At 54.4% G+C, this 18,648-nt stretch carries 18 protein-coding genes, 2 tRNA genes and 1 other RNA gene; 17 read left to right on the forward strand and 4 right to left on the reverse strand.

The window, feature by feature from the left end; all coding sequences use genetic code 11:
- Nucleotides 1-270: 270 nt before the first annotated feature.
- A complete protein-coding gene (locus QQ91_RS01330) occupies nt 271-465 on the forward strand; it encodes an NblA/ycf18 family protein (protein WP_166279006.1) in 195 nt (64 codons plus the stop codon).
- 137 nt (nt 466-602) lie between these two features.
- Here the strand turns inward: QQ91_RS01330 and QQ91_RS01335 are convergent, their stop codons facing one another.
- Both QQ91_RS01335 and QQ91_RS01340 read right to left on the reverse strand, forming a co-directional pair.
- Complete coding sequence (locus tag QQ91_RS01335) at nt 603-1,892, reverse strand: aminopeptidase P N-terminal domain-containing protein (protein WP_166279009.1); 1,290 nt, start codon at nt 1,890-1,892, stop codon at nt 603-605.
- A 25-nt stretch (nt 1,893-1,917) separates the two neighbouring features.
- Nucleotides 1,918-2,004: transfer RNA gene (locus tag QQ91_RS01340), tRNA-Ser, on the reverse strand.
- Nucleotides 2,005-2,139: 135 nt separating this feature from the next.
- On the opposite strand from QQ91_RS01340, the gene QQ91_RS01345 reads away from it, so the two are divergent.
- The 5 genes from QQ91_RS01345 to hisG all read left to right on the forward strand — a co-directional run bounded on the left by QQ91_RS01345 (nt 2,140) and on the right by hisG (nt 6,551).
- On the forward strand, nt 2,140-2,508 hold the full coding sequence (locus tag QQ91_RS01345) for a 2Fe-2S iron-sulfur cluster-binding protein (RefSeq protein ID WP_166279012.1): 369 nt from the start codon (nt 2,140-2,142) through the stop codon (nt 2,506-2,508).
- Between the two features lie 48 nt (nt 2,509-2,556).
- On the forward strand, nt 2,557-3,387 hold the full coding sequence (locus QQ91_RS01350) for an inositol monophosphatase family protein (protein ID WP_166279015.1): 831 nt from the start codon (nt 2,557-2,559) through the stop codon (nt 3,385-3,387).
- A gap of 276 nt (nt 3,388-3,663) precedes the next feature.
- On the forward strand, nt 3,664-4,656 hold the full coding sequence (locus QQ91_RS01355; RefSeq protein WP_166279018.1) for a J domain-containing protein: 993 nt from the start codon (nt 3,664-3,666) through the stop codon (nt 4,654-4,656).
- 9 nt (nt 4,657-4,665) lie between these two features.
- The gene (locus QQ91_RS01360; protein ID WP_166279021.1) at nt 4,666-5,862 is read left to right on the forward strand and encodes an ATP phosphoribosyltransferase regulatory subunit; all 1,197 of its coding nucleotides are present in this window, start codon (nt 4,666-4,668) and stop codon (nt 5,860-5,862) included.
- Between the two features lie 26 nt (nt 5,863-5,888).
- Nucleotides 5,889-6,551: an ATP phosphoribosyltransferase gene (hisG, locus tag QQ91_RS01365; protein WP_166279024.1), complete on the forward strand. Its 663-nt coding sequence runs from the start codon at nt 5,889-5,891 to the stop codon at nt 6,549-6,551.
- A gap of 103 nt (nt 6,552-6,654) precedes the next feature.
- On the opposite strand, the gene QQ91_RS01370 is transcribed toward hisG, so the two are convergent.
- A tRNA-Gly gene (locus tag QQ91_RS01370) sits at nt 6,655-6,725 on the reverse strand.
- A gap of 228 nt (nt 6,726-6,953) precedes the next feature.
- Here QQ91_RS01370 and QQ91_RS01375 point away from each other — a divergent pair.
- The 9 genes from QQ91_RS01375 to QQ91_RS01415 all read left to right on the forward strand — a co-directional run bounded on the left by QQ91_RS01375 (nt 6,954) and on the right by QQ91_RS01415 (nt 15,380).
- The gene (locus tag QQ91_RS01375; protein WP_166279027.1) at nt 6,954-7,184 is read left to right on the forward strand and encodes a Calvin cycle protein CP12; all 231 of its coding nucleotides are present in this window, start codon (nt 6,954-6,956) and stop codon (nt 7,182-7,184) included.
- Between the two features lie 398 nt (nt 7,185-7,582).
- Entirely contained in the window at nt 7,583-7,933 is a 351-nt protein-coding gene (locus QQ91_RS01380) for a hypothetical protein (RefSeq protein WP_250833224.1), read from the forward strand.
- Nucleotides 7,934-7,982: 49 nt separating this feature from the next.
- Nucleotides 7,983-8,399 (forward strand): hypothetical protein, encoded by a 417-nt coding sequence (locus QQ91_RS01385; protein WP_166279033.1) that lies wholly within the window; start codon nt 7,983-7,985, stop codon nt 8,397-8,399.
- A gap of 96 nt (nt 8,400-8,495) precedes the next feature.
- Entirely contained in the window at nt 8,496-10,100 is a 1,605-nt protein-coding gene (locus tag QQ91_RS01390; RefSeq protein ID WP_166279036.1) for an Hsp70 family protein, read from the forward strand.
- A 259-nt stretch (nt 10,101-10,359) separates the two neighbouring features.
- The gene (glpX, locus tag QQ91_RS01395; protein ID WP_166279039.1) at nt 10,360-11,403 is read left to right on the forward strand and encodes a class II fructose-bisphosphatase; all 1,044 of its coding nucleotides are present in this window, start codon (nt 10,360-10,362) and stop codon (nt 11,401-11,403) included.
- 183 nt (nt 11,404-11,586) lie between these two features.
- Complete coding sequence (locus tag QQ91_RS01400) at nt 11,587-12,885, forward strand: glutamyl-tRNA reductase (RefSeq protein ID WP_166279042.1); 1,299 nt, start codon at nt 11,587-11,589, stop codon at nt 12,883-12,885.
- A gap of 103 nt (nt 12,886-12,988) precedes the next feature.
- Nucleotides 12,989-13,942, forward strand: coding sequence for a hydroxymethylbilane synthase (hemC, locus tag QQ91_RS01405; RefSeq protein ID WP_166279045.1), 954 nt, complete (start codon nt 12,989-12,991; stop codon nt 13,940-13,942).
- An 8-nt stretch (nt 13,943-13,950) separates the two neighbouring features.
- Entirely contained in the window at nt 13,951-14,943 is a 993-nt protein-coding gene (locus tag QQ91_RS01410) for a carbohydrate kinase family protein (protein ID WP_166279048.1), read from the forward strand.
- Nucleotides 14,944-15,011: 68 nt separating this feature from the next.
- Complete coding sequence (locus tag QQ91_RS01415; protein WP_166279051.1) at nt 15,012-15,380, forward strand: DUF8632 family protein; 369 nt, start codon at nt 15,012-15,014, stop codon at nt 15,378-15,380.
- Nucleotides 15,381-15,511: 131 nt separating this feature from the next.
- Here QQ91_RS01415 and ssrA read toward each other — a convergent pair.
- Nucleotides 15,512-15,895: a transfer-messenger RNA gene (gene ssrA, locus QQ91_RS01420) on the reverse strand.
- Nucleotides 15,896-16,118: 223 nt separating this feature from the next.
- Between ssrA and QQ91_RS01425 the strand changes: the two genes are divergently transcribed.
- Entirely contained in the window at nt 16,119-17,210 is a 1,092-nt protein-coding gene (locus QQ91_RS01425) for an LOG family protein (RefSeq protein ID WP_166279054.1), read from the forward strand.
- 113 nt (nt 17,211-17,323) lie between these two features.
- Complete coding sequence (gene purB / locus QQ91_RS01430) at nt 17,324-18,619, forward strand: adenylosuccinate lyase (RefSeq protein ID WP_166279057.1); 1,296 nt, start codon at nt 17,324-17,326, stop codon at nt 18,617-18,619.
- The last annotated feature ends 29 nt before the right edge of the window (nt 18,620-18,648 follow it).

Here is an 18,648-nt window from a genome sequence, read left to right on the forward strand (position 1 = left end):
TCTCCCTCTCAAAATCTCGACAAGGTTTAAAACTCAGAATGCCTTTGGGGAACCTTAAAAACAATTCAGGTTCATTCCCTGAACAGTTCAGATCCTAATGGAGCCAGGTCAAATTATTTTCACTCATTCAAAATTTCCAGAATTGTTCAGAATGAGCATAAATTACTAGTTGCCACTGCTATAACCAGATAAATTACAGAATTACATTTTTGTCAATCAAATAATGTGATTCGTAACAACTAGGAGCAACCATCTACTTAGGAGTCAACTATGGCAGAGTCTTTTCAGCTTTCGCTTGAACAAGAGTTTAACCTCCGGTCCTTTTCGGAAAAGGTTAAGGGACTATCCCATGAAGAAGCTCAAGAATTTCTGGTCAGCCTTTATGAATTGATGATTCGTAAAGAGTCCATGTACAAGCATTTCTTGAAGCAGGAGTGGGGACTCTCCTCAAGCCCAAGCCTTTAGCTTAGAATCATGGCTCTCTCCAGTGGAAAAGAGCCATGACTGTGCAATTGATGCGATTTATAAAGATGACTCCGGTGGAGTCATCTTTTTTTCGGCTCGTTTTTCCTAGTCCCTGGATTAAGGATCGAATTACGGATTTATTTGGGAACTCCGGCAGTCAGCACCTCACAGCCCTCGGCAGTCACTAAAACATCATCTTCAATGCGAATACCAATGCCCCGCCAGTCAGGAGGAACCGGCGGTTGACCTTCCATCAGTTCGATGGTGGGACTAACGTAAAGTCCCGGTTCAATGGTGAGCAGTTGCCCCGCTTGCAGCAATCGCCATTCCCCTGAGGCCTCTTTATAGGCACCCACATCGTGGACATCCAGTCCCAGCCAGTGACTGGTGCGATGCATGTAGAAGGGCTTGTAGGCCTCTTCTTCAATCAAGGTCTCCACTTCGCCCACTAACAGACCCAGATCGACCAGGCCCTCCGTAAGAACCCGCACTGCCTGATCATGGGGCTGATTGAAGCGGTGGCCCGGTTGAACCTGTGCGATGGCCGCCCTCTGGGCGGCCAGCACTAGTTCATAGAGCGCCTGCTGTTCGCGGCTCATGGACTGGCCCACCGCAAAGGTGCGAGTGATATCAGAATTGTAGTAACCATAGCTCGCACCAGCATCCACCAAAAGCAAGTCTCCCTCCTGCATCTGGGTATTGTTGCTGGTGTAGTGCAAGATGCAGGCATTGGCACCTGCGGCCACAATAGAGGGGTAGGCTGGCCCCATCGCCCCTTGAGCGCGAAATACCTTTTCCATCTCGGCCTGGATCTCGTATTCATATCGCCCAGGTTGCGTCAGCGCCTGCGCTAGGTTGTGGGCCTCCACGGCAATCTCCACCGCGGTTCGAATTTGGGATAGCTCATGATCATCTTTAATCAAGCGCTGACCATGCAGTAACGGGCCATAATCCTCCAGGGCAAGGGGGCCAGTGCCGCTGCGCTGATAGCCCGCCAACAGGGTTTGCCAATGGCGCAAGAGGGTCTCATTAAAGCTGCGATCGCGTCCCAAATGATAGTAGATTCGGTCCGCACAGGCGAGGTACTGGGGCAGATGCTCATCCAACTCTTCAATGGAGTAAACGGCATCTGCCCCAAAGCGTTCCTTGGCTAGCTCCACTCCTACGCGATAGCCCGTCCAGGTTTCCAGGATCGGGTTTTTCGGCCGCACAAACAACACAAACTGATGCGCTTCGTGGTTGCCCACTAGCAAAGCCACCGACTCTGGTTCGTCTAAGCCCGTTAAGTAGAAGAAATCACTGTCTTGACGAAAGTTATATTCGACGTCATGATGCATCACCGCCAGGGGGGCGCTGCGGATCACAACCGTCCCATGCCCGATTTTGTCCAGGAGAGTCTGACGGCGATGCCGATATAGCGCTTGCATGGCGGTGATATTAGAAGGTGAAGAACGGAGAGAGAGGGATTCGAACCCTCGTTAAGGTTGCCCCTAAACAGCATTTCCAGTGCTGCGCCTTCAACCACTCGGCCATCTCTCCAGGGCGTAAATCGAATCAGCGCTTTTCTGACAAGCAAAAAATGACTGCTGAACGGACGCTCGTTGCGCCTTACAATTAGGCTATGTTAACAGAAGCCGGACCGCTAAGGAAATAGTTTTTACGAAAGACGCTGGCATGAACTCAAGCTATCAAATTCAAATTTATGATCGCCGCCGCGATCAAAGGTATCAATTTACAGCAGACAGCGATCGCTACATCTTAGAAAGCGCAGAAGCGCAGGGCATTCAGCTCCCCTTCTCCTGTCGAAATGGCGCCTGTACCACCTGCGCGGTTCGGGTGTCCTCTGGCCATTTACACCAGCCAGAGGCCATGGGCCTTTCTCCCCACCTCCAGCGTCAGGGCTACGCGCTGCTCTGTGTCAGCTATCCTGAATCCAACCTTGTGGCCGAAACCCAGGACGAGGACGAAGTGTACGAACTTCAATTTGGACAATATTTTGGCAAAGGCAGGGTGCGCCAAGGGCTTCCCCTCGACGAAGACTAAGCTCCCACGAGAAGGCCAAATCCCAGCCTCTGATCCTCAAGAACCGCCATGACCGATTCATACCCCCAATTCCTTGATATTGCCTCCGAAGCCGCCTTAACCGGGGGCAGTATTCTAGAGCAATACTGGGGTAATCTCACCACCGTGCGCGAAAAGGGTCGACCGGGAGATCTCGTGACGGAGGCCGATGCCGCCGCTGAGAGAGAAATCCTCAACGTTATCCAGCGGCATTTTCCCAATCACGGTATTCTCGCCGAGGAATCTGGACAAGGGGGCCAGGTCGACAGCCGTTATCTCTGGACCATCGATCCGCTGGATGGCACCACCAACTATGCCCATCAGTACCCATTTTCTGCAGTATCAGTGGCCCTTTTAATTGATCAAGTTCCCAGGGTAGGGGTCGTCTATGTTCCCTTTCATCGGGAACTGTTTCGCGCCGCCACCGGTCTTGGGGCTACCCTCAATCGGCAACCCATTCACGTCTCTAACACCTCCACCCTCGCCCAGAGCTTGCTGGTGACCGGCTTTGCCTACGACCGACGCGAAACAGCAGATAACAATTATGCTGAGTTCTGTCAGTTTACGCACCTGACCCAGGGAGTGCGCCGGGGAGGGTCAGCCTCCATTGATTTGGCCTATGTAGCCTGCGGGCGCCTTGACGGCTATTGGGAACGCGGCTTGTCCCCGTGGGATCTGGCCGCGGGCGTGGTCATTGTTCAGGAGGCGGGGGGCCAGGTCACGGCCTATGACCAGAGCCCCTTTGATTTAGCCTCCGGTCGGATTTTAGCGAGTAATGGGCGGCTGCATCGCGCCATGAGTCAGGTCCTCAGCCGCGTTAAGCCCTTGGATTTAGACTCCATAACGCTACCCGATTCATGACCTCTCCGGGGAGCATGACGCCAGGGGAGATCAGCGCCAGGGAAGACTCCAGATGCCGCTACTAGATTTCCAACTCAAGGATTGACAAAATAGGCGTTAAAATGGCAGGAGCATTTTTCGTCCTCATAACATTCGATTCTCAAGCTTTCCCGATTGATTGCCAAATTGGGACTGCTCGGGGAATCCTTGATTAAAAAGCTTTGTATCCAGTTTCATTGTTTTACAAAACTATCCGCCTTACAAAACCATCCGTTCAGTAAAAATCAGTAAACGCGAATGCCACCCAAAGAACTCAAGCTAAGTCGGGGACTGTCCTCCTTTGATTGTCAGGATCACTTTGCAATTTTAGGAGTTCCTCTCGGCGCTGATGGAAAAGTCATTCGCAAACGATATCTCAAGATTGCGCGCCGACTCCATCCAGATAGCGCGGATCTAAGCATTAATCGAGATCAAGCCAGCATGGTGCTATCGCGGCTGGTCAATCCGGCCTACGAATTTCTATCTCAAGACAAAAACCTGGAGGAATATTTCCTGCTGCTTAGGCTGGTGGGTCAGCGATCTGCCCAAAATCGAGCCAAAGTCAGTCCTGTGTCCGAAGCTGCCCTTACCTTGCTGAGGGCTCCGGAGATCGACCCCTCCTATCAAGCCGCAGTCGAGGCGCTATCCCATCGTCAGCTTGAGTCGTTCGAGAACTATCTTGCAATTACTGAAGATTTAAGCGAACTGAATCTGGTTTACTTGATGCGGCGGGAAGAACCCGCTCGAGAGCCATCCAAACCTTCTCCGGCTCCTCCAGTTCGTCCCAAAGTGGTGCCGCCACCGCCCCCAGAAGATCGTGCCGTCGTTAGCAAAACCGATGTCCCGGTGCAGCATCAGCCACCACCGGAGGAAATGCTAGAGGTTAATATTGCGCTGATTGAGCAATATTGTCGCCGCGCCGAAGAGTTAATTCGCAAAGCCTGCTACGTGGAAGCGGTGCGTGAACTGCGGGAAGTGGTGGAAGGCAATAACCCCATTGACCCCACCAATGGAAAGGTTTTAACCCTAATCGGGGATGTCTATCGTCAGCATCTCAATACCCCAGCCATGGCGCGCGCTTACTACACCAAAGCGTTAAAATCCGATCCCAATAACAAGGAGGCCCGTGCGGGCCTGAACGAGATTCAAAAGGTGCGTCCGGCTAAGTCCACCCCGAGCAAGGCAAAGCCATCCCAGACCTCATCGGGAAAGAAGTTCAGTTTGTTTGGTTTTCTATCGCGCAACAAATAATCTCCATTCATGATGTATCAATTGCCCGCGGGAGCACGAGATCTTCTGCCCCTAGACGTTGCCCAAAAACGATGGATTGAAGATCGCCTACGGGACGTCTTTAAGGCCTGGGGGTATCACCGGATCATTACCCCCACGCTGGAGCGTATGGAAACCTTAACGGCAGGGGGCGCGGTCAAACCGGAATCCGTCATTCAAGTTTGGGATGCCGAGGAAGGCGTGTATTTGGGGCTCCGTCCAGAGTTGACCGCTTCTATTGCCCGAGCGGCAGTGACTCGAATGTCTGGGGTTACCTACCCACAGCGGCTTTACTACGTTGCCAATATTTTTCGGCGCCAGCCCGTAGGCAACGCCACCGGGCAGCATGAGTTTTTCCAGGCGGGGCTGGAACTCCTGGGCAGCCCCGGTCTGTTGGCTAACGCAGAGGTGTTAATGCTTTTGGGCGAGAGCCTGCAGCAGTTAGGGCTTGACCGCTGGCATTTGGTACTCGGGGATGCCCGATTAACGCGATCGCTCCTAGACAGCTTTCCGATCACCCAGCGACAGGGCGTTCGCGAAGCGATGGCCACCTTGAACGAGATTGCCCTTAAGGATTTGCCTCTGGATTCTGAACAGCAGGCGCGGGCTTTGGCGATGATGAATTTACGGGGCAGTCCAGAGCAGGTTCTAGGAGAGCTGCATCAATGGCCCCTAGATGAGACCCAGGCAGCCATTGTCCACAACCTGGAGGCATTAATTGCTCTGGTTACCAATCACGCCCAGGTGACCCTGGACTTGAGTTTACTCCAAACCTACGACTACTACACAGGCATTGTGTTCGATGTGGTGAGTGAAAATGGTCAGAAGGTTTTGGCCCAAGGTGGACGCTACGACGAATTACTCAGCTCCTACCACCCTGAGGGTAAAACCATCCCCGGCATTGGGTTTTCCATGAATATTCAAGAGATCCACCACATCTTGCAAACTAAAGCCGTTCTACCGACGCAAATTCGCAAAAGCCACGTTCTGGTGGTTCCTGAAACCCCCGCTGCTACCCACTGGGTATTTCAACAGGCGGCTCAGCTTCGCAGCGCTCAACAGCGAGTGGAGATTGAGCTCATGGCGCGATCGCCCCAGGACTCCCTGGCCTATGCCAAGGCGCGCGAGATTGGCAAAATTGCTTGGGTGAATGACCAAGGCTCTGTCAAAATTGAAACGCTTGAGTAATTTTCTAGACTGAGTTCTACGTCATTATGCTGACCGTTGCGCTGCCCAAGGGGGCTTTACTCCAGGAGAGTATTGAGCTATTTCAATCCATTGGGCTAGACTTTAGCGCCTTTTTAGCGCCGGGAAATCGTCAGCTTCAGATTGCCGATCCCACGGGTCAGGCGCAGGGGCTACTGGTTCGGGCCCAGGATGTTCCTGTCTACGTGGAGTATGGTCAGGCCCAGCTTGGGATTGTGGGCTACGACGTGCTCCGGGAGAAACAGCCCAACGTGGCCCAGCTAGTGGACCTACAGTTTGGCTACTGCCGCATGTCGGTGGCGGTCCCCCAAAACAGTGCCTACCGATCCGCGCGTCAGCTGCCCCCCCACAGCCGCGTAGCCTCCAAGTTTGTGCATTGCGCCCATGACTATTTCTATGGGCAACTGGATTTGCCCGTTGAGATTATTACCCTCTACGGTTCGGTCGAACTAGGACCCATTACCGGAATGTCGGAGGCCATTGTCGATCTCGTGTCCTCCGGAAGGACACTGAAGGAAAATGGTTTGGTGGAACTGGAGGTGCTCTACGAAAGTACAGCTCGGCTGGTGGCCCACCCCTTGAGCTATCGTCTGGATATTGACAGCACCCGCCAGTGGGTCCAGTCTGTTAAGGCGCAGCTGGGACAAACAGAGTCGTTAGAGCAAGGTTGAGGGGAGAAAGGGGGACATCGACCATCCCTTATCATCGGTTTAATGGCATCGATGAGATCAATCTGTCACAGACAACCAGGGACGTCTCACGGCACAGGATCAAAGCGGGCGGGGGGAATCGAACCCCCATCATCAGCTTGGAAGGCTGAGGTTTTACCACTAAACTACGCCCGCCTGAGGCGATAATTAACCTAACACAGAATGGCCTGAGATCAAACACCTTCGCTGGCGATCCCAGGGGAGGACCAGGGCAAAAGTTCAAAATGATTACAGATTTTGGAACCGCATCCGGGCAATAAATTGGTCAGAATGGGTGAGGAGGCTCCTCCCCCCTTGATCGAGATCGGTGCAGGCTTCGAGGAGTGTCCGATACAGCCATTTTCCTAGAAAGCGGAGTTTAATATGGTTTCAGCTGTTGATCAAGAGGCTCTATCCCTAGCCATTGAAGATGCCCATTCAGTTTGCTCGCTGGAAGGCCACACCTCTCCCGCCTGTGCGGCGCGGTGGGACATCGTAGAAGAGTTACAGGCAGCGCTGGCCCACCATCGTGTCCAGCATCCCCAGGTAAGCAGCCTCGATCGCTTTTGTGAAGCGCACCCAGAAGCTCAGGAATGTCGAATGTATGACGTTTAGCCGCCTCTAGGAATGGTGCTCTTCGGCTCAGCACCTCCCCTCCCGGCAAGCCCGGAGAAGGTTGCCAATTCAACGAGATTCTCGTGCAGCGATCGCCAATCTAAGGGCGATCGCTTTTTTTGTCCTTCCCCTCCTGGAAAGGTCGCCCTCACCCCTGCCCCCCTTAGGACTCGCCTAAGTTTGAACGCTCTGATGCCAAGTCCCCCAGATTGGTGAACCCTAGCAACAGCATTTTGAAGTTCTCAAGCCCTGAAGTTCTCAAGTCTTAAAGTTTCCAAGCATCCATGGGACTAAATCCTAAACGCACCCCCGCCTGTCCCCGATGGGTCAACTTCAACAGAACAGCTAGGGGGGTCTGGCTACTGCGGCTGATCTGTCTTTGGGGGCTAGGATGGCTGATGATGGCCTACCAAATGTCCTGGCTAGGCTGGACGGGCACCGTTATTTGTCTGGTTCACCTGGCAAGGGCAGGCCCAGCCGCCATACCGCTGGTCAACGCCTGGATTACAGGCGTCATTGGAGTGGCAGCCTATACCTATGCCCAACCTGTCCACGTCCACTGGCAGCATGGGTATGTGTGGGCCGCATCCCTACTAGGCCTTTGGAGCATGGCCCTAGTCACGATGGTCCTCCTGGCCCAGGCCCCAAAACAGTGGCGCAGCCGACCGGCGGGAAGCCTCCTGGCGGGGATCTACAGCCTCAATGTTGGTTTAGGAGCTTGGGGCTACTGGCTGAGAATTGTTTCTTAGGGTGGAAGGAAGGGATTCCTAAGCATAGGGTCGTTAGCAGTATCCGCCTATGGAGTTCCAACCCGCTCCCCCCCGTCTTCGTCGGCAGATTGCCGAGCGCTATCTGGCCCAGATGCCAGAGGACATTCGGGGAAGCTTGACAGTGGCACAGCTTCGAGCCGTGCGCATCTTACTGGAAAAATCAATTTCTCCGCCCAAGCCTCAGCCAAAGATCGTGGACTTAAGGTTTCAGGTGGACTTATTTTTAGCCCGCTACTATCTGGTAATCATGGTCGGACCAGAACGGCGGCGCTTTCAGCGGCCCGAGACGGGGAGCCCCGCCAGTCGCATGGGTAATGTCATCGCCGCTCTGATGCTACTGTTGGGCTTAAATTTAATGGTGTCCGCTGGAATTCTATTGGCCCTCTACTTGCTCAAGTCCACCTTGGGCCTGGATTTTTTTCCCGGCCACCTCGGACAGCAGTAAGGGGGCTGGAGGATCTCCTTGCCTTTCTAGAGAGGAAATATGGCTGGAAATATTGCTAAGGTTAGGGGTGTCCTGCTGGTTTAAGACGCAACGAGAGTGAGCTACGCCCTTGACTTTGGAACAAGTAACACCGTCATTGCTCGCTGGAATCCAGCGGCAGAAAAATCGGAAATTTTGCGCCTTCCTGACCTCAGCGCTCAACTTGGCCAAAATCCAGCCCTAATCCCCAGCCTACTTTATGTAGAAAATGCGGCCCAACCCCACGTTGTAGCCGGGCAGGCGGTTCGCGATCGCGGCCTAGATATTCATCACGACCCTCGCTTCTTTCGCGCCTTTAAGCGCGGCATCGGCACCCCCATTCAGGGCTTTCTTCCCATCCTTGAGGATCAATCCATCACCTTTGAGCAGGTCGGGCAGTGGTACCTGCATCAGATCATGACCCAGCTGCAGCAGCAGTATCCCGATGCCAAACAGTCCCTGGTGGTCACGGTGCCCGTGGATAGTTTTGAAGCCTATCGCCACTGGTTAGGGGCGGTGTTTTCCCACCTAGAGGTGGAGCAAGTGCGGATGATTGATGAGCCCACCGCCGCCGCCCTGGGGTACGGAAAAGCCCATCAGGATTGCCTGCTGGTGCTTGACTTTGGGGGCGGCACCCTGGATTTTTCCCTAGTGCAGCTAGATCCCCAATCGCGCCAGGCCTCCCCAGCCCTTGGCTTTATCCTCAAGTGGGGCGATCAATCCTTTGCCCAATCCTCGGGGCAGCGCCAGAGAACAGCCCGCGTCCTGGCCAAGGCCGGACAAAATTTAGGCGGGTCAGATTTAGATAATTGGATTGTGGATCACTTCGTCCAAACCCAAAATCTGCCGGCTTGCGCCCTAACGGCTCGCCTTGCAGAGCGCCTTAAGATCCAGCTTTCGCTGCAAACCCAGGCCACGGAGGTGTATTTTGATGACCAAGCCTTTGAGAGCTACGATCTATCCCTCGATCGGGCTGAGTTTGAGCAAATTCTCCAACAGCATCAGTTTTTCGACCGTCTCGATGGCTGTCTACAACAGGTGATCCAGGGGGCGCAACGCCAGGGCCTGAAGATCGAAGACATCGACGCTGTTTTGATGGTCGGTGGCAGCAGTCAAATTCCAGCGGTACGCCACTGGGTTGAACAGTACTTCAGCGCGGATAAGGTGCTCAGCCATCGTCCCTTTGATGCCATCGCCCATGGCGCTCTCCAGCTGATTCAGGGCACAGAAGTTCGAGATTTTCTCTACCACAGCTACGGGGTGCGCTATTGGGACCGCCGTCACAATACCCATGCCTGGCATCCGATTATCCCCGCTGGACAGCCCTATCCGATGCAAGAGGCCATTGAGCTAATTCTGGGAGCTTCCACGGAGGGTCAGCCCAGTATTGAGCTGGTGATTGGCGAGCTCGGTTCTGAGCACCTGGGCGGGACAGAGGTCTTTTTTGATGGCGATCGCCTGGTGACCCGCAGCCTCAGCACTGCCCAGGCTCAGATACACCCCCTCAACGACACGGAAGGTGGACGTCAGATTGCCCCCTTAAGGCCACCGGGCTATCCCGGGAGCGATCGCATCAAGGTGCTGTTTCGAGTGGATGCGCAGCGGATCTTAAGAATGACCGTGGAAGATTTGCTCACCCAAGAAACCCTGCTGGACAATCAGGTGGTGGCAGCCCTGAGTTAAGGCGAACCGCAGAAGCGTTACATCCCTAACCCCCTCAGCGGGTTTTTGTCCTTCAGGTCCATAAAAATTAATAATGGGGGATTCCGTGAACGGATGATTTTCAGGGTTCCCCGGTCTGATAGGATTGAAAATTGTTAATTAACTTACGCAATACGGCATTTCATAAGGGCTTGAGGTTTTCAAATTTTAGTCTCTTGGCTTGAAATGTATCCAGATGAGTAATTGATCGGCAAAATCAGCACTTGGGAGGAACGAGCACGTGGACAATGTCATCGGACTAGAGATTATTGAGGTCGTCGAGAAAGCGGCGATCGCTTCCGCTCGATGGATGGGAAAAGGTGAGAAAAACACCGCAGACCAAGTGGCTGTTGAGGCAATGCGTGAGCGCATGAACCAAATTCACATGCGCGGCCGCATCGTGATTGGGGAAGGCGAGCGCGACGATGCCCCCATGCTCTACATCGGCGAAGAAGTGGGGATTTGCTCCCAGCCCAATGCAGCGGAGGTCTGCAGTCTGGAGGAACTGGTGGAAATCGACATTGCCGTGGACCCCTGCGAAGGCACCAATCTCGTTGCCTACGGTCAAAACGGGTCAATGGCCGTCCTTGCCATTTCCGAGAAAGGCGGCCTATTTGCTGCCCCTGATTTCTATATGAAAAAGCTGGCCGCCCCTCCGGCTGCCAAGGGCAAGGTGGATATTAACAAGTCCGCCACGGAAAACTTAAAAATCCTCTCTGAGTGCTTAGACCGAGCCATTGAGGACCTGGTGGTGGTGGTCATGAAGCGCGATCGCCACAACGAGCTGATTCAAGAAATCCGCGATGCCGGTGCTCGGGTAGCGCTCATCTCCGACGGCGATGTCTCCGCCGCCATTTCCTGTGGGTTTTCAGGGACTAACATCCACGCCTTGATGGGAATTGGCGCCGCACCAGAGGGAGTCATTTCTGCAGCGGCCATGCGGGCCCTGGGCGGACACTTTCAAGGTCAGCTCATCTACGATCCTGAGGTGGTCAAAACCGGACTGATTGGAGAGAGCAAAGAGAGCAACCTGGCTCGCCTGGCGGAGATGGGTATTCAGGATCCCGATCGCGTCTACTCCGCTGAAGAGCTGGCCTGTGGAGAAACCGTTCTATTTGCCGCCTGCGGAATCACCAATGGAAACCTTATGAAGGGGGTCCGCTTCTTTTCCGGCGGTGCCAGAACCCAGTCGTTGATTATTTCCACCCAGTCTAGAACCGCCCGATTTGTTGACACCATTCACATGTTTGACGACCGCGACGGCCGTGCCCTTCAGCTAAACTAGATAATCAGCCATTCCCCGAAGCCCTTTGCCCTTCGGGGAATTTTGCGTCCAAAGGCGGCTTGACCCTGGGCTGCTTTTGTGATCCCCCCTCAGGGACCGCTCGATTCAATCAGCTAAGGGTTCCGGTTTTTTAGAGAATTTTTAGAGAATTAATTTAAGCAGCATCTTCGTTAGGGAGGAGAGATGAATATTGCAGTTATCGGGTTAAGTCATAAGACTGCGCCCGTCGAGATTCGAGAGAAGCTGAGCATTCCGGATGACGCCAAGGAACAGGCCACCACCCAGCTGCGCAGCTATTCCCATGTGGAAGAAGTTGCCGTCTTGAGCACCTGCAATCGCCTTGAAATTTACACCATCATTCAAGATACCGAACACGGAATCCGCGAGATTACCCAGTTTCTCGCCGATTGGAGTCACCTGCCCCTGGCCGAGTTGCGGCCCCATTTATTTATCCTGCTGCATCAAGACGCCGTGATGCATCTGATGCGGGTCGCCTCTGGATTAGACAGCCTAGTGCTGGGTGAAGGGCAAATTCTTTCCCAGGTTAAGCAAACCCATAAGATGGGGCAGCGCTACAAGGGCACAGGTCCCATTCTAGAGCGCCTGCTCAAGCAAGCCATCTCAGCCGGCAAGCGAGTGAGAACCGAAACCAGCATTGGGACAGGAGCCGTTTCCATCAGCTCCGCTGCCGTTGAGCTAGCCCAGATGAAAAGCGAGGATTTAACCGCATGCCGCGTAGCCATCATTGGGGCCGGAAAAATGTCGCGGCTGCTGGTGCAGCACCTATTAAGTAAGGGAGCCAACCAGATCACCATCTTAAATCGATCCCTCAAGCGAGCCGAGGAACTAGCCCGGCAATTTAAGGACGCCTCCCTGGTTCTGCAACCTCTGACGCAAATGCAGGTGATCCTGTCTGAGTCGGATCTGGTGTTTACCAGCACCGGGGCTACCGAACCCATTCTCAACCGTCAAACCTTGGAGCCGGTCGTTTGTCATAAATCGAGATTTATGGTGGTGGATATCTCAGTCCCGCGCAACGTCCACAGCAATGTGGCGGAATTAACCCAGGTGCAGGCCTTTAACGTAGATGACCTGAAGGCCGTCGTGGCTCAAAATCAGGAGAGTCGGCGTCAAATGGCCATGGAGGCCGAAGCCCTGCTAGAGCAGGAGTTGGAGTCCTTTGTCGTTTGGTGGCGATCGCTAGAGACCATTCCCACCATCAGCAGCCTGCGCAGCAAGATTGAAACCATTCGTGAACAGGAGCTAGAAAAAGCCCTATCGCGTCTGGGAAGCGAGTTTGGAGAAAAACACCAGGAGGTCATTGAGGCCTTGACTCGCGGCATTGTGAACAAAATTCTGCACGACCCCATGGTGCAGTTGCGAGCCCAGCAGGATATTGAAATGCGTCAGCGGGCCATGCAGTCCCTCCACCTGCTGTTTAACCTCCCAACCAAACCCAACCAGTTTTCCTCGAAGGTTTAGCAGCCCCTAGATCCAGACCGTGGACCTGAAATTCCGGCCTCCCGCCAGGTCTCTACTGCAGGTTCTCCATTGATCGACTCACTCAATTGTTTCTTCATTCTCCATGACTACCGCAACTCGCACTGTTCGGATCGCCTCTCGTAAGAGCCAGCTGGCCCTGGTTCAGACCCACTGGGTTCAGGGGGAGCTGGCAAAGCTCTATCCAGAGATTACCTTTGAGGTCGACACCATGAGTACCCAGGGCGACAACATCCTGGATGTGGCCCTGGCCAAAATTGGCGACAAGGGTCTGTTCACTAAGGAGCTTGAGGTGTCCATGCTGCGTCGGGACTCCGATCTTGCCGTCCATTCCCTCAAGGATCTACCGACCCATCTTCCAGAGGGACTGATGCTTGGAGCAATCACAGAGCGAGAAGACCCCGCGGACGCCTTGGTGGTCCATGCCTCGTTTCAGCAGTATCAGCTAGCCACCCTGCCCGAGGGAACCATTGTGGGAACGTCTTCCCTACGGCGGCTAGCCCAACTGCGTCACCACTATCCCCACCTGGAATTCAAGGATATTCGCGGCAATCTCAACACCCGGCTAGCCAAGCTGGATTCTGGGGAATTTGACGCCATTGTTTTGGCCGTTGCGGGTCTGAAGCGCCTGGGGTTTGGCGATCGCATTCATGAGGTTCTGCCCCCGGAGGTTTCACTCCATGCCGTGGGGCAAGGCGCTCTGGGCATCGAATGTCGAACGGAGGACCCAGAGATTCTTCAGCTGATTAAGGGCTTAGAGCATCCGCCTACGGCCTATCGCTGTCTGGCCGAACGTTCATTTCTCCGGGAACTGGAGGGAGGATGTCAAGTTCCCATTGGGGTCAATACCACCCTCACCGGAGACAATTTAACCTTAACGGGAATGGTTGCCAGCCTCGACGGGCAGCGCCTCTTGCGTGACTCGGTCACCGGATCTGCCACGAAGGCTGAAGATCTGGGTATCCAGCTTGCCGATAGGCTCAAGGCCCAGGGTGCAGGAGAAATTCTGGCGGAAATCTTTGCCGAAGCGCGACCGTAGCCCCACCCATGGGTCAGGTGATCTGCCTGGGAGAAGCCCTGATCGATCGGCTCGCCACTGAATCCGGTGCCGCGCCCTCAGCCCTTCGAGCCTGGCACGATTTTCCAGGGGGGGCACCCGCCAATGTGGCCTGTGCTCTCCAGCGCCTTGGCACCCCTAGCGCATTTTTAGGGTGCATTGGCACAGATTCAGCCGGGAATCATCTGGTCTCAGTGCTTGAACATTATGGTGTCAATCTCCAAGGCCTCCAACGCCATCAAACCTATCCCACTCGTCAGGTTTATGTGACGCATAGCCCGGAAGGCGATCGCCAGTTTTTAGGGTTTGGAGCCTTCCGCGAATTTGCCGATCAGCAGTTTCAAGCCTCCCGGGTGCCGCGCCAGATCCTGGAAGCGGCAGACTATCTAGTGCTGGGGACATTAATGTTCGCTTCCCCCTCTGGGCGGCAGTCCAGCTTAGATCTTCTAGCCACTGCCCGCCAGCAGGGCGTGGAATGCTTTTTAGATGTGAACTGGCGACCGATGTTTTGGTCCCAGCCCGCATCCGCGATCGCAATCCTTCAGACCCTGTTACCCCAGGTGGACTATCTAAAGCTCTCCAGTGAAGAAGCCGATTGGCTATGGGGTAGCCAGGATCCCGGAAGCATGGCAGCCGATCTCCCCCATCTACAGGGAGTGTTCGTGACGGCAGGATCCCAGGGCTGTCGCTACTGGCTGCAGGGTAACACCGGATCCATGCCCGCCTTTCCCGTATCCTGTGTGGACAGCACCGGGGCAGGAGACGGGTTTGTGGCAGGCTGTCTCCATCGGCTCTCTCAACTCCAAACCTCCCTGGTCGACAACCCGCAACAGGCCGAGGATTTAGTCCGCTATGCCAGCGCAGTGGGCGCCTTAACCACGCTTCAGTTAGGGGCGATCGCGGACCACCCCACCGCCGCAGATGTGGCACAATTTTTATCAGCCCAGCCTCCTGGCCACCGCGATCGCCCCATGGACCGCTAACGCATTCAAAGAGTGTCGGTTTTGTTGAGTAGATTTTTTGTTGAGTAGAGTCTTTATTGCCCCTCGTTATGGTTTCGGAAACGGACAGTCCAGGGTCCCACAGCCCAGCCGCGCTTCAACATCCCCTCCCCTGCGGAACCATTGTGCAAAGTCCCGGTTTCCAGTTCAGCTACCGGATTATGGGTCCCTGCTGCCGTTTATACGACCGCGAACAGCTTCCCTGGCCCTGCTGTCGCCTGCAGTGGCGAGGCAAGGAACCCAGCTGGCGCCGCATTGGCCGGCGGTTTATTGTGGATTTAGCCACCAAACGCTATCCCTCCTATAGCGTGGAACTCATTGGGTATCCAGCTACCCCCGATCCGATGGTTTTAACGCTTTATACCCAGCGCCTGTCCCCGCAGCAGCAAAGCTGGTGGCATGACCCAAGACCCCGATGAGCCCCTGGCCTCTCCCCACCTGCCCTCTGTTGATCCATCCCATTCTTAAAAGTAAAAACCCGCTGCTAGAGCGGGTTTGAGGGATGTCTTGAGACATCTTTTGGTGAGATCGACTGAACGAGATCACTTCATAGTGGAGCTGACGGGAGTCGAACCCGTGTCCGCCCTAGCTATTAGTGCCTTATTCTTTCACAGGCTTAGCTCTGCAAATCCCGCAAAGCGAGGAACACCCCTTAACCCGGGTGCGAGGCTCTCTGGTTAAGGTCTTTGCCCTAGGATGAGCCAGAACTATCCTAGAGCGCATCCGTTAGGGGTTATCCGTAACTCTTAACGGAGTCGAGCTACAGATGCTCAAAACCTAGAGGGTTTTAGGCTGCTACAGGAGCTGCCTTACGAGCGAAAGGATAGATGTTGTTTGCATCTATTGATGATTGAGCCTTGGATTAGCGAGAGGAGACTCACTCTCGGCCTGCATAAAGCTACGTTCACTAACACGTCGAAGCCGTGACAGCCCCATGCACTGACTCTATTATACAGTCCCCCAAAACAATGGGGTAGGGCCTTGGCGCCACGGTTCTCACTCTGAGGAAAAACCGGCAGCAGTTGGCTACCGGCGCAGCAGGCCGCTAAGCTGGCAATAGGCGTTGAGCCATCTAGTCCGCCGGCCATGCAGGGGAGAGAGTCTGGCAATGAGAACATCTTCATCACTGAGATAGGCAAAACTGAGATAGGAAATTTATGAACTTCAGGTCCACCGCTGCGTCAGAACTCAGTCAGAAAATGGCGACCCTCATGGCCCACCTCTCTGACCACGAGCATGGCAAACTCATTCAGCGATCCCTTAAAACGTTGATCGATCTCTCGGAGCAAGATTTAGACCGACTGGACTGGAAAATTCTCAGCGCAGCCCTGCAGGACATGGCGCGGGGATTTGAGGTCTTCCATCCCTATCGCCACACCCGTAAGGTAGCCATCTTTGGGTCCTCTCGTCTCACCCCCACTAGCCAGGCGTACCAGATGGCCGTCCAGTTCGCCCAAGCCATCATTGAGCGAGGTTTCATGGTCATGACCGGGGCTGGGGGAGGAATTATGGAGGCGGGCAACGCTGGGGCAACCGCGGAGCATTCCTTTGGGTTGAACATTCAACTGCCCTTTGAACAATCCACGAATCCTTATATTGCGGGCGATGCCAAGCTCATTGACTTTAAATATTTTTTTACGCGAAAGCTGTTTTTTCTGCGGGAGACGGATGCCATAGCGGTGTTTCCAGGAGGCTTTGGGACACTGGATGAGGCCTTTGAATGTTTGACCTTGGGACAAACGGGCAAGTCTCCTCCTATTCCGGTAGTGCTGGTGGCTCCCCCCGGATCGAACTACTGGCAGGATTGGGACACCTACATTCGCACCCATCTGACGGCGCAGCAGCTCATTAGTCCCGAGGACCATCGCCTCTATTCGGTAACCGATAGCGTGGAGCAAGCCTGTAACGAAGTTGCGAATTTCTATCGGGTTTATCACTCCAGCCGCTACGTGGGCGATCGCTTTGTGATTCGGCTCAACTGTGCCATCTCCGATACGGTGGTCGATCGCTTGAACCAGGACTTCCAGGACATTTTAATTTCCGGGGCGATTCAAAAAAGCGACGCGCTATGGGAGGAACGGAGCCAATCCGAGCCTCAACCCAAGCAGGATATTGATCGCACCGAAAGCTTACCGAGATTGGTTTTCCACTTCAACCAGCGCGATCACGGACGCCTCTACCAGCTGATTTCCCAGCTCAATGATCTAGAAAGCCTGGAAGCACCCGCTTGCCATCCGGAACGAAAATAGCAGGCGATCCGATCTTCCGAGGCAGAACCAAGGCGCCTGTTATTTTGAGCTATTTTCCGGTGGGCTTAGGATTAGAGCAGTGTAAGATAAAAGGTTGTACGTGACGCAGTCAATTGATAGAACGTTATACGCTGCCCGAGATGGGCAATCTCTGGACGGATGAATTTAAGCTGCAAACTTGGCTAGAGGTTGAGGTTGCCGTCTGCGAAGCTCAGGCAGAACTGGGAAAGATCCCAGCCGAGGCGGTGGCAACCATTAAGGAAAAAGCTCAGTTTGACGTTCAGCGGGTCCTGGAAATTGAAGCTGAAGTGAAGCATGACGTCATTGCCTTTCTCACCAATGTTAATGAGTATGTCGGCGATGCCGGGCGCTACATTCACCTGGGCATGACCAGCTCCGACATGCTGGATACCGCTTTGGCGGTGCAGCTAGTGGCCGCGACCGACATTCTGCTCAAGCACCTTGACCGACTCATTGAGGCCCTGCGCACCCAGGCCCGTAAGCACAAATTTACGGTGATGGTGGGCCGCAGCCACGGGATTCACGCCGAACCCATCACCTGGGGATTTAAGCTGGCTGGCTGGCTGGCGGAAATGCTGCGCAACCGCGATCGCCTGACTGACGCCAAACAGGACATTGCCGTAGGCCAAATTTCCGGGGCCGTGGGCACCTATGCCAATATTGACCCGGCCATTGAGGAGCTAGCCTGTGAAAAGCTAGCCCTGATGCCGGATACGGCTTCAACCCAGGTGGTCTCGCGCGATCGCCATGCCTATTACCTAGAGGTGCTAGCGGTCATTGCAGCCTCCATCGAACGCTTTGCGGTTGAAATTCGCAACCTGCAGCGCACCGACGTCCTGGAAGTGGAAGAATTTTTCTCTAAGGGTCAGAAAGGGTCTTCCGCCATGCCCCACAAGCGGAATCCGATTCGCTCAGAGCGGCTAACGGGGCTGGCCCGCCTAATCCGAGGCTATGCCATGACCGCCCTGGAAAATGTCGCCCTTTGGCATGAGCGCGATATTTCCCACAGCTCGGCAGAGCGGGTCATTCTTCCCGATGCTACGATTTTGCTGCATTTCATGCTGGTTGAAATGACCGATCTAGTGGAAAAGCTGTCGGTCTATCCGCAAAACATGCTGAGAAATATGAATGTCTATGGAGGGGTTATTTTCAGTCAGCGGGTCTTGCTGACGCTGGTGGATAAGGGCATGAGTCGGGAAGAGGCCTACGCAGTGGTCCAAGAAAACGCCCACCAAGCCTGGAACAAGGATGGCGGCAACTTTCGGGCGTTCCTAGAGGCCGATGAGCGGGTGCAAGGCATCCTCAGTAATGCAGACCTAGAGACTTGCTTTGATCCGCAGCACCACCTGAAGAATCTAGAAACGGTGTTCAAACGCCTCGATATTTAGCCCGGAGATATTTAGCCCTGATCTTGGAG

The sequence above is a fragment of the Lyngbya confervoides BDU141951 genome (assembly GCF_000817775.3).
In the GTDB taxonomy this organism is placed as follows: domain Bacteria; phylum Cyanobacteriota; class Cyanobacteriia; order Thermosynechococcales; family Thermosynechococcaceae; genus Lyngbya; species Lyngbya confervoides.

Coding starts and splice junctions, on each gene's coding strand:
- hisG (WP_166279024.1), top strand. CDS start 5,889: ATGCTGACCGTTGCGCTGCCCAAGGGGGCTTTACTCCAGGAGAGTATT.
- QQ91_RS01425 (WP_166279054.1), top strand. CDS start 16,119: ATGAACTTCAGGTCCACCGCTGCGTCAGAACTCAGTCAGAAAATGGCG.
- QQ91_RS01350 (WP_166279015.1), top strand. CDS start 2,557: ATGACCGATTCATACCCCCAATTCCTTGATATTGCCTCCGAAGCCGCC.
- QQ91_RS01355 (WP_166279018.1), top strand. CDS start 3,664: ATGCCACCCAAAGAACTCAAGCTAAGTCGGGGACTGTCCTCCTTTGAT.
- QQ91_RS01400 (WP_166279042.1), top strand. CDS start 11,587: ATGAATATTGCAGTTATCGGGTTAAGTCATAAGACTGCGCCCGTCGAG.
- QQ91_RS01335 (WP_166279009.1), bottom strand. CDS start 1,892: ATGCAAGCGCTATATCGGCATCGCCGTCAGACTCTCCTGGACAAAATC.
- QQ91_RS01410 (WP_166279048.1), top strand. CDS start 13,951: ATGGGTCAGGTGATCTGCCTGGGAGAAGCCCTGATCGATCGGCTCGCC.
- QQ91_RS01375 (WP_166279027.1), top strand. CDS start 6,954: ATGGTTTCAGCTGTTGATCAAGAGGCTCTATCCCTAGCCATTGAAGAT.
- QQ91_RS01415 (WP_166279051.1), top strand. CDS start 15,012: ATGGTTTCGGAAACGGACAGTCCAGGGTCCCACAGCCCAGCCGCGCTT.
- QQ91_RS01330 (WP_166279006.1), top strand. CDS start 271: ATGGCAGAGTCTTTTCAGCTTTCGCTTGAACAAGAGTTTAACCTCCGG.
- QQ91_RS01385 (WP_166279033.1), top strand. CDS start 7,983: ATGGAGTTCCAACCCGCTCCCCCCCGTCTTCGTCGGCAGATTGCCGAG.
- hemC (WP_166279045.1), top strand. CDS start 12,989: ATGACTACCGCAACTCGCACTGTTCGGATCGCCTCTCGTAAGAGCCAG.
- QQ91_RS01345 (WP_166279012.1), top strand. CDS start 2,140: ATGAACTCAAGCTATCAAATTCAAATTTATGATCGCCGCCGCGATCAA.
- QQ91_RS01360 (WP_166279021.1), top strand. CDS start 4,666: ATGATGTATCAATTGCCCGCGGGAGCACGAGATCTTCTGCCCCTAGAC.
- QQ91_RS01380 (WP_250833224.1), top strand. CDS start 7,583: ATGATGGCCTACCAAATGTCCTGGCTAGGCTGGACGGGCACCGTTATT.